Raw genomic sequence first — 8157 nt, 5'->3', positions numbered from 1 at the left:
AGGGGAGACCAAAACCCTGATCGTCTGATACCGCATGAATGCGGTGGCTGCGCCACCTGCTCTCTGGCTGAAATCGTAACCGATTGAATGGGCAATATCTTTTTTACAGCATGTTAAACATGGGCTAAATTACACCCACTAATTCCGCTGAAGAGCCGCCACCTTTATTCGACCGTCACCGATTTCGCGAGATTGCGGGGTTGGTCGATGTCCGCGCCCTTGGAGACCGCCACATGGTAGGCGAGCAGCTGCAAGAGTACCGTGTACACGATCGGGGCCAGCAAGTCGTCAGTGGGCGGCACGGTGATGACGTGGGTGTGGGCATCTTCGCGAATGCTGTTTTGGGCATCGGCAAACACGAATAACTCACCGCCGCGCGCCCGCACCTCCTGAAGGTTCGATTGCAGCTTCTCCAGGAGTTCGTTGTTCGGGGCCACCGCCACCACCGGCATGTCCGAATCCACGAGCGCAAGCGGCCCGTGCTTCAGTTCGCCGGCCGGGTAGGCCTCGGCATGAATGTAGGAGATCTCCTTCAGCTTCAGGGCCCCTTCCATGGCGACCGGGTACTGAGTGCCACGGCCGAGAAAGAGCGCGTGCTGCTTATTGGCGAAGAAGGGGACCCAGGCCTGCACGGCGGCGTCGAGAGTCAGGACCTGCTCGATCTGGCTGGGCAGGCTACGCAAAAGGCTCACGACGCGCGCCTCACCCTCGGCGTCCAGGCCCCGGCGGCGCCCCAGGACGACAACCAAGAGAAGCAGGGCGACCAGCTGGGTAGTGAAGGCCTTGGTCGAGGCGACCCCAATCTCGGGGCCCGCTTGGGTCATGAGCACGAGCTCCGACCCGCGCACGAGCGAGCTTTCCGGGGCATTGCAAATGGTGAGGGTGTGGGCAAAGCCGAGCTCGCGTGCATAGGCAAGCGCCGCCAGGGTGTCGGCGGTCTCACCCGACTGCGAGAGCGTCACAAACAGGGTCTTCGGGGCCACACGCGGTTTGCGGTAACGAAATTCGCTCGCCACTTCGACCGCGCAGGGCAGGCTTGCGAGGCCTTCGAGCCAATAGCGCCCCACGAGACCCGCGTGATAGCTCGTGCCGCAGGCGACGATCTGGACTGCCTCGATATCAGCCAGAAGGCCGGCGGCCGCATGCCCGAAGGCCTCTGCGTAGACACGTTGGACGCCTACTCGGTTCTCCAGGGTGTCTGCGATCGCACGGGGCTGCTCGTGGATCTCCTTTAGCATGTAGTGCCGGTATTCGCCGCGGCCTACGGCATCGGCCGAGAGCTCGCTTTGCTTGACGGGCCGCTCGACGCGCACGCCTTGGGCGTCGTAGATGACGACCGCATCGCGCGTGATGTCAGCGACATCACCCTCCTCAAGAAAGATGAAGCGCTGGGTCACGGGTAACAAGGCGGCGACGTCAGAGGCGATGAAGTGCTCGCCTATGCCTACGCCGATCACAAGCGGGCTACCCCGGCGGGCGGCGACCAGGCGATCGGGCTCGCGGTTGGTGATGACGCCCAGGGCATAGGCCCCGCGCAAGGAAGGAAGCGACGCACGCACGGCCGCGAGCAGATCCCCGGTCTCCTCGAACCTGCGGTAGATCTCGTGGACGATTACCTCGGTGTCGGTCTCGGAGGTGAACTCGTAGCCGAGCTGCATCTGTGCCCGGCGCAAAGTCTCGTGATTCTCGATGATGCCGTTATGGACGAGCGCCACGGTGTTGCGGCAGATATGCGGGTGAGCGTTCTCCGTTGCCGGACGGCCGTGCGTAGCCCAGCGCGTGTGGGCGATGCCGGTTGTGCCCTCCATCTGGGCATTGAGGCGGCTTTCCAATTCACGGACTTTGCCCACCGAACGCATGCGGGTAAGGCAATGTTCACGGTCGATGACAGCCACACCCGCCGAGTCATAGCCTCGGTACTCGAGGCGCTTCAGGCCTTCTATGAGGATGGGAACGACATTCCGTTGGGCGACCGCGCCTACGATTCCGCACATAAACTACTCCTTGATGGCGGGGGCGCCTACTTCTCGGGGCGCCGCCAGCCGTTGACCGTTTTTTGGGCAACACGGCTTATGGTCAGTTCGCCGGCGGGCGCATCTTTCGTGAGGGTGGTGCCCGCGCCCACGGTGGCGCCTGCCCCCACCTGGACCGGTGCCACAAGCTGCGTGTCGGACCCTATGAAGGCGCCATCGCCTATGACCGTCCGATGCTTGCGCGCCCCATCGTAGTTACAGGTAATGACCCCGGCCCCAATATTGACGCCGGCGCCGATCGAGGCGTCGCCTACGTAGCTTAAATGGTTGATCTTGCTGTTGGCCCCGACCTTCGAGGCCTTGACCTCGACGAAATTCCCCACGCGCGCGGAGGCGCCCAGGACCGTACCCGGCCGCAGACGGGCGAAGGGGCCGACCACGCAGCCCGCGCCCACCTCAGCGCCGTCGATGACGGAATGGGCCTCGATCCGGGCGCCGGAGGCGATATGGGTGTCACGTATGACGCAGTGCGGGCCTATGCGCACGTTGTCACCGATCTCCACGCGGCCTTCGAAGACACAGTTCACGTCGATCAACACATCGCGCCCGGTCGCGAGGGTCCCGCGGACATCGATCCTGCGCGGGTCCATGAGCTGGGCGCCAGACACCATCAAAGCCTGGGCGCGCTCGTCCTGGTAGGCCCGCTCCAGAAACGCGAGATCGACACGGCTATTCACGCCCTCAACCTCGGCTGCGTACGCGGGCGACGCGGTGGCGACCGAAACGCCGTCGGCCGCCGCGAGCGCTATGACATCGGTGAGATAAAGCTCGCCTTGGGCGTTGGCGGAGGTGAGTCTCGGGATCCAGTGGCGCAAGCGTGCGACGGGGGCCGCCAGTACGCCGCTATTGACCTCTCGGATGAGGCGTTCTTCGGGTGTTGCGTCGCGCCACTCGACGATGCGCACGACCCGACCCTGGGCATCGCGGACGATGCGGCCGTACTGGTTATCGTGCGAGGCCTCGAAGGTGAGCAGGGCCGCGCCATGGGTTGCCTGCTCACATAAGGCCTTGAGTGTGTCAGGCTTTAAGAGCGGCACATCGCCCAAAAGGACGAGCGCTAGACTTTGGTCGTCCATGTGAGGCAGCGCGCAGCGCACGGCATCCCCCGTACCCTTTTGACTGGGCTGCAAGACCCAGTCGACTTCGGTGTTCGGGAAGGCCTCGCGGACCCGGTCGCCGCCGTGACCATAAACCACGTGGATGGCGCGGGGGGCGAGCGTCGCGGCCGTGTCCAGAACATGGGCCAGTAAGGGTCGCCCCGCCAAGGTATGGAGCACCTTGGGGAGGGTGGACGCCATGCGGCGTCCTTGGCCCGCGGCCAAAACGATAATCTCGAGTGAAGGAAACACGCCCTGCATAAGCCGGTATTAGAGCGGTCTCATGAGGGAAAGGCAATGCCCGAAAGGCGGAAGCGTCAGTGTAGGGCCTGCGCCGGTCGTCCGGCGCCCCGCTCCTCGGGGGTAGCGTCGCGTATTTCCTGGATAGTGACAACGAAGCGCACGGTCTGGCCGGCAAGCGGGTGATTGGCGTCGACTGTGAGCTTGCCGTCGGCAATCGCCGTGACCACGAAACGGATGCTTTCGCCCTGCTCGTTCTCGGCCTCGACCTCGGCGCCTAGGCGATGAAACTCCGGCGGGACATTGGCGATATCATCGGTGAAAGTGAGCGCCGGATCGTGATCGCCGAAGCCCTCGGCGGGAGACAGCTCGACCTCGACCGTATCGCCGACACGCCGTCCTTCAAGGGCGCTCTCGATCTTGGCAAACAAGGATTCGCCCGAGCCATGAAGATAAGAGACGGGGACATCGGTGTGCTCGTAGATCTCACCCTGACCATCGCGCAAGGTGTAGGTCACGGATACGATCTTGTCTTTGGTCACCATGAAGCGTCTCCTTAAGGCCGGCCCTAGACCCGGCTCGAGCCATGCCCCCGCGCCCGATAACGCCGCACCACATGCAGCCGCGCGGTGGCTTGCGCAAGTTCCGCCTGGGCATGGGCATAATCGGCCCGGCCGGCCTGCTCCTCGGCATGCCGAGCCGCGTCTTCCACGGCCTGGGCGGCGAGCGCCTCGTCGATGTCGGCGGCGCGCTCGCCGGCGTCCGCAAGCACCGTCACATGATTCGGCTGGACCTCGACGAAGCCGCCGCTCACATAGAAGGTCTGCTCCGCGCCGCTTGCGTCCTGCAGGCGCACACCACCTGCCTTAAGAATGGCAAGCAACGGTGAGTGGCCGGGCAGGAAGCCCGCCTCCCCCTCTCGCAAGGGCGCGATGACGCGCGTAGCCTCACCGGAGAAGAGCTCCTTTTCGGCGTTTACGATGTCGACCCGAAAGCGATCCATGGCGCCTTAAAGCCGTCGGGCCTTAGCGATGACTTCGTCTATGGTACCCACCATATAGAAGGCTTGCTCCGGCAATTCGTCGTACTCGCCCTCAACGATGCCCTTGAAACCGCGGATGGTCTCCTTGAGCGAGACATAGGTACCGGGCGCACCGGTGAAGACCTCGGCCACGAAGAACGGCTGGGACAGGAAGCGCTGGATCTTACGGGCCCGGGTAACGGTCAGCTTATCCTCGGCAGACAGTTCGTCCATTCCGAGAATGGCGATGATGTCCTGAAGCTCCTTATAGCGCTGGAGGACGGACTGCACCTTGCGGGCGGTATCGTAGTGCTCCGCGCCTATGACCTGAGGATCGAGCTGGCGGCTCGTGGAGTCGAGCGGATCGACTGCCGGATAGATACCCAGCTCCGCCACCTGTCGCGACAGAACCACGGTCGCATCGAGATGCGCGAAGGTGGTGGCGGGCGAAGGGTCGGTCAGGTCGTCAGCCGGGACATACACCGCCTGGACAGACGTGATCGAGCCGGTCTTGGTGGAGGTGATGCGCTCCTGAAGAACACCCATTTCCTCGGCGAGCGTAGGCTGATAACCCACAGCCGAAGGCATGCGTCCGAGCAAGGCCGAGACCTCGGTACCGGCCAAGGTGTAGCGATAGATGTTGTCGATGAAGAGCAACACGTCGCGCCCTTCGTCGCGAAAATATTCGGCCATCGTGAGCCCCGTGAGGCCCACGCGCAGACGGTTGCCGGGCGGCTCGTTCATCTGACCGTAGACGAGCGCCACCTTGTCGAGAACGCCGCCTTCCTTCATTTCGTGATAGAAGTCGTTACCCTCGCGGGTGCGCTCGCCAACGCCGGCGAATACCGAATAACCGCTATGTTCGACCGCGATGTTGCGAATGAGCTCCATCATGTTCACGGTCTTGCCCACACCCGCGCCCCCGAACAACCCGACTTTACCACCCTTCGCGAACGGGCATATGAGGTCGATCACCTTGATGCCGGTCTCGAGAAGCTCGGTGCTCGATGCGAGCTCGTCGAAGCGCGGCGGAGCGCGGTGGATGCTGTGCGTGACCTCGGTCGCGACCGGTCCGAGCTCGTCGATGGGGCGGCCCAGGACATCCATGATGCGGCCGAGGGTGCCTGCGCCAACCGGCACGCTGATCGGCTTGCCCGTATTGGTGCACACAAGGCCGCGCTTCAGGCCCTCGCTCGCGCCCATGGCAATGGTGCGAACCACGCCGTCGCCGAGCTGCTGCTGCACTTCGAGGACGAGATCGCGATCGTCCACCGTGAGTGCGTCGTAAATCTTGGGCACGGCGCCGCGCTCGAATTCCACGTCGACCACCGCCCCTATCACCTGCACAATCTTTCCGGCTGACATCCTACCCCCTAGACCGCCGACGCGCCGCTTACGATCTCCGCTATCTCTTGCGTGATCGCCGCCTGGCGCGCCTTGTTGTATGCCAATTTCAGATCGCCGATCAAGCGTCCGGCGTTTTCCGTAGCCGCGCGCATCGCCACCATGCGGGCGGCCTGCTCGCTCGCCAGATTCTCCAATACGACCCCGTAGGCCCTTGTCTCCAAATAACGCGTGAGGAGCTCGGACAGGACATCCTGCGCCTCCGGTTCGTAGAGGTAGTCCCAGCGGTGCCCATCGACGCCAGAGTCGGGCTCCGGCAGTGGCAACAGGTCTTCCGCCGTGGCGACCTGCGCCAGCGCATTGCGAAAACGACTGTAGACAAGCACCACGCGGTCGAGCCGTTCGTCGCGATAAGCGTCGGCCAAAACCTTGACCACGCCCGTGATGGATTGGGAGCTCGGCCGGTCGCCGAGCGGCGCCATTTGCGCGACCATGGGGGCCTTGAGCTTGCGGAAATAGGTCGCGCCCTTGGCGCCTAAGACCGCCACCTCTCCTTGGATACCAGCCTCCTCCCACTCCTTCAAAAGACCCACGGCAACGCGAAATACGTTCACATTGAGGGCGCCGGCCAATCCCCGGTCAGAGGTCACGACCAAGACCGCCGCGCGACGCACCGGCCGCACCGCGAGCAAGGGATGACGGTACTCAGGGTGGGCCGCCCGGATATGGCGCATGACGGTGACGAGGCTTTCAGCATAAGGGCGCGCCGCGCTCATGCGGTCCTGGGCCTTGCGCATCTTGGCGGCCGCGACCATCTGCATAGCGCGGGTGATCTTCTGCGTGCTCTGCACGCTTCGGATCTGGCGCCTGATCTCCTTTCCGCGCGCCATCAGTAAGCCCCTTGGGCCTTGAACGTCTCTATGAAGCGCGTAAGGCGCGCGATGACGTCCTCGTTGTAATCACCGGTCTCGTTGATGCTCTTCAAGGCATCGCCGTGCTCGGCATGGGCTGCGGACCTGAGCGCCGAATCGAACGGTATGACCTTCTCCAGCGGCAGGTCGTCGAGCGCTCCGGTGTTGGCGGCGAGCAGCGACAAGGCCATGTCGGCAACCGACAAGGGCTGATACTGGCCCTGCTTCATGAGCTCGGTGACCCGGCGCCCGCGATCGAGCTGCTTGCGCGTCGCGGCATCGAGATCGGACGCGAACTGCGAGAACGCGGCCAACTCCCGGTACTGGGCAAGCGCCAGACGCACGCCGCCGCCCAGCTTCCTCATGACCTTGGTCTGCGCTGCGCCACCCACGCGGGACACGGAGAGTCCGGCGTTGATGGCGGGGCGGATGCCCGCATTGAAGAGGTCGGTCTCGAGGAAAATCTGACCGTCGGTGATCGAGATCACATTGGTCGGAACGAAGGCCGAGACGTCACCTGCCTGGGTCTCTATGATCGGCAGCGCCGTGAGCGATCCCGTGCGCCCCTTCACGCCGGATTGGTGCTCCACGTACTCCTCGTTGACGCGCGAGGCGCGCTCCAGCAGGCGTGAATGGAGATAGAACACGTCGCCCGGATAGGCCTCGCGTCCCGGCGGCCGGCGCAACAACAGCGATATCTGGCGATGCGCCCACGCCTGCTTGGTGAGATCGTCATAAACGATGAGCGCGTCTTGTCCGCGATCGCGAAAATATTCGCCCATGGAGCAGCCGGCGTACGGCGCGAGATACTGCATGGCCGCCGAGTCGGCGGCGGTGGCTGCGACCACAATAGTGTGGTCCATGGCGCCCATCTCGGTCAGGCGATGGACGACAGCTGCAACACTCGAGGCTTTCTGGCCGATGGTCACGTAGATGCACATGACACCCGTGCCACGCTGCGCGAGGATGGCGTCGATGGCAAGCGCGGTCTTGCCGGTCTGGCGGTCGCCTATGATGAGCTCGCGCTGTCCGCGCCCGATCGGCACCATCGCATCGATGACCTTGATCCCGGTCTGCAAGGACTGGGTGACCGAACGGCGGGCGACCACCCCGGGCGCGACCTTCTCGACGGGCGATGTGGCCTTAGTCGCGATCTCACCGCGGCCATCGATGGGCTTGCCGAGCGCATCGACCACGCGGCCTAAGAGTTCCGGGCCCACGGGGACTTCGAGGATGCGGCCCGTGCCTTTGACGACATCACCCTCGCTCAAGTGGCCGTAATCGCCCAGGATGACGGCGCCCACGGAGTCACGCTCCAGATTGAAGGCAAGCCCGTAGGTGGCTCCGGGGAACTCGAGCATCTCGCCCTGCATGGCATCAGCCAGCCCATAGATGCGCGCGATACCATCGCTCAAGCTCACGATGGTACCGGTCAGGGCGGGGGTCGGAGGGGAGAGCGTCTCGATTCTCTGCTTGATGAGCTCCGAGATCTCGCTGGGTTTCAAAGCCAT

The 8157-nt window shown here is 63.9% G+C and carries 7 protein-coding genes; all 7 read right to left on the bottom strand.

All coding sequences use genetic code 11. The features are described 5' to 3' along the window. Positions 1–164: 164 nt before the first annotated feature. The 7 genes from glmS to atpA are packed head-to-tail and all read right to left on the bottom strand — an operon-like array spanning position 165 to position 8157. Positions 165–1994 (bottom strand): glutamine--fructose-6-phosphate transaminase (isomerizing), encoded by a 1830-nt coding sequence (gene glmS / locus ACYCTF_RS04590; protein WP_461282496.1) that lies wholly within the window; start codon positions 1992–1994, stop codon positions 165–167. 26 nt (positions 1995–2020) lie between these two features. After that, positions 2021–3391 (bottom strand): bifunctional UDP-N-acetylglucosamine diphosphorylase/glucosamine-1-phosphate N-acetyltransferase GlmU, encoded by a 1371-nt coding sequence (glmU, locus tag ACYCTF_RS04585; RefSeq protein ID WP_461282495.1) that lies wholly within the window; start codon positions 3389–3391, stop codon positions 2021–2023. A gap of 56 nt (positions 3392–3447) precedes the next feature. Continuing rightward, entirely contained in the window at positions 3448–3915 is a 468-nt protein-coding gene (locus ACYCTF_RS04580) for an FKBP-type peptidyl-prolyl cis-trans isomerase (protein ID WP_461282494.1), read from the bottom strand. 23 nt (positions 3916–3938) lie between these two features. Next, complete coding sequence (locus ACYCTF_RS04575; protein WP_461282493.1) at positions 3939–4373, bottom strand: F0F1 ATP synthase subunit epsilon; 435 nt, start codon at positions 4371–4373, stop codon at positions 3939–3941. Between the two features lie 6 nt (positions 4374–4379). Continuing rightward, complete coding sequence (gene atpD / locus ACYCTF_RS04570; protein WP_461282492.1) at positions 4380–5756, bottom strand: F0F1 ATP synthase subunit beta; 1377 nt, start codon at positions 5754–5756, stop codon at positions 4380–4382. Positions 5757–5764: 8 nt separating this feature from the next. Further along, positions 5765–6625, bottom strand: a complete 861-nt coding sequence (gene atpG, locus ACYCTF_RS04565; protein ID WP_461282491.1) for a F0F1 ATP synthase subunit gamma — start codon at positions 6623–6625, stop codon at positions 5765–5767. Beyond that, on the bottom strand, positions 6625–8157 hold the full coding sequence (atpA, locus tag ACYCTF_RS04560) for a F0F1 ATP synthase subunit alpha (protein WP_461282490.1): 1533 nt from the start codon (positions 8155–8157) through the stop codon (positions 6625–6627). The genes atpG and atpA overlap by 1 nt, the downstream gene beginning before the upstream one ends.

This window comes from Acidiferrobacter sp. (assembly GCF_054609335.1).
The sequence above is the reverse complement of the archived record's forward strand: the minus strand, read 5'-3'. Positions and strand labels throughout refer to the sequence as shown.